General features: G+C 67.9%; 2 protein-coding genes. Both read right to left on the bottom strand.

Features of this window, described 5'->3' with window-relative positions; all coding sequences use genetic code 11:
* A partial coding sequence (locus RI841_RS16200; protein WP_310706661.1) for an arginine deiminase family protein occupies window positions 1-817 on the bottom strand: 817 nt, incomplete at its 3' end.
* Window positions 818-982: 165 nt separating this feature from the next.
* Window positions 983-2,052, bottom strand: a 1,070-nt coding sequence (locus tag RI841_RS16195) for a dihydroxy-acid dehydratase (RefSeq protein WP_310706660.1), incomplete at its 5' end; no start/stop codon positions are given.

The following is a 2,052-nucleotide window of genomic DNA, read 5'->3' as shown; positions in this document are numbered from 1 at the left end:
CCAGGTGCATGGCCGACCGGGTCCTGGGGAGCTGACAGGCGATCACCCGGTCCACGCTGCCCTCCTCGAACAGCGCCTTCGCCAGCTGGCCGATGGCCTGGGGCGAGGAGCGCTCGCCCATGCCCACCAGGACCGAGCCGTTTCCCACCGGCATGACATCCCCGCCCTCGAGGGTGGCGAGGCCATGGTCCGCCAGGGGATCCCCCCAGTGCACCTTCACCCGGCCCGCGAAGGCCGGATGGAAGGCGTAGATGGCGGCCATCAGCAGGGTCTCCGGCTTGCGGGCACTCCAGAACATCGGGTTGAGGGTAACGCCACCGTGGATCCAGGCGCTGTTGTCGCGGGTGAACAGGAAGTTGGGCAGGGGCGGCAGCACGAAGCCGAAGTGGCCGAGATGGTTGCCGAAGAGCCCCACCGGGTCGAAGGGGAGATCCCTCACTCTCAATCCGCCGATCAGGAATTCGGCAAGGGCCTCGTTCGGCAGCTCATCCATCCAGGCGCGCAATTCCGACACCATGCCGATCCCGACATGGTTCCAGGTGAGCCGGTGGTCCAGCACCCAGGCGCGGCCTGCCCCGATATCAAGGGTCTGGGCCAACAGTTCGTTGACGTCGAGCACCTCCACGCCCCTGGCCCGCATCACGCCGGCAAAGACATCATGATCCTTCTGGGCCTGCTTGACCCAGAACACATCGTCAAACAGCAGGGCATTGCAATTGGAGGGTGTCAGCCGCCGATGCGCCAGGCCAGGACGGCAGACGATCACCTGCCGCAGGGTGCCGGTCTCGGAATACACACCGAGGTCGAGGGCAGACATGGCTTACACTCCTTGCGACCGGGCATCACAGCAGGGCACCAGGATGGATGACCACGCTGATGAACAGGGCTCCGCGTGGCAGCGTTGCTTCCTCGCGGAGCAGAGTGTCATCCCCCGGTCAGGAAATGCCGGCAACCGGCAGGGGAAACATGGCGTGGTGAAACGTCACTCCGGCAGGTCGGTCACCGCCCCGGTGGAGGCCGAGCTCACCGTCCTGGCGTACTTCGACAGCACCCCGCGCGCGTAGCGCGGTTCGGGCTGGCGCCAGGCCGCGCGACGGCGCATCAGCTCCTCATCGGGCAGGTCGACATCGATGGTATCGGCCTCGGCATCGATGGTGATCTGGTCGCCATCCTCCACCAGCGCCAGGGGGCCACCGTCGAAGGCCTCGGGCGTCACGTGGCCCACCACGAAGCCGTGACTGCCGCCGGAGAAGCGCCCGTCGGTGATCAGCGCCACCTCGCTGCCGAGCCCCCGGCCCATGATCGCCGAGGTGGGCGAGAGCATCTCGCGCATGCCGGGACCGCCCCTGGGTCCCTCGTAGCGGATCACCACCACGTCGCCGGCCACCACCGTGCCGTCGTTGATGCGCGCCTGGGCCTCCTCCTCTGAGCCGAACACCCGGGCCGAGCCGGAGAAGCGCGTGCCCTCCTTGCCGGTGATCTTGGCGACCGCACCTTCCGGCGCCAGGTTACCGTGCAGGATGCGCAGGTGGCTCTCGGTCTTCACGGGCCGGTCCAGCGGGGCGATGATCCGCTGGTCGTCCGGATAGGGGGCGACATCGGCCAGGTTCTCGGCCAGCGTGCGGCCGGTCACGGTCAGGCAGTCGCCGTGGAGCAGGCCGGCGTCGAGCAGGGTCTTCATCAGCGGCTGGATACCGCCGATCGCCACCAGCTCGCTCATCATGTAGTGGCCGCTGGGTCGCAGGTCGGCAACCACCGGCACGCGCCGGCCGATCTCGGTGAAGTCGGCCAGCGAGAGCTCCACCCCGATGGTGCTGGCCATGGCGACGAGGTGCAGCACCGCATTGGTGGAGCCGCCCAGGGCGATCACCACGGTGATGGCGTTCTCGAAGGCCCGGCGGGTCATGATGTCGGAGGGCTTGATGTCGCGCTCGAGCAACGTGAGCACCGCCTCACCGGCGGCATGGCAGTCGTCACTCTTCTCCAGGGAGATGGCATTCTGCGCCGAACTGCCCGGCAGGCTCATGCCCAGGGCCTCGATCGCCGAGGCCA

Source organism: Halomonas sp. (assembly GCF_031581305.1).
Lineage (GTDB): Bacteria > Pseudomonadota > Gammaproteobacteria > Pseudomonadales > Halomonadaceae > Halomonas.
Note: the sequence above shows the minus strand (reverse complement) of the source record. Positions and strands in the feature narration are given on the sequence as shown.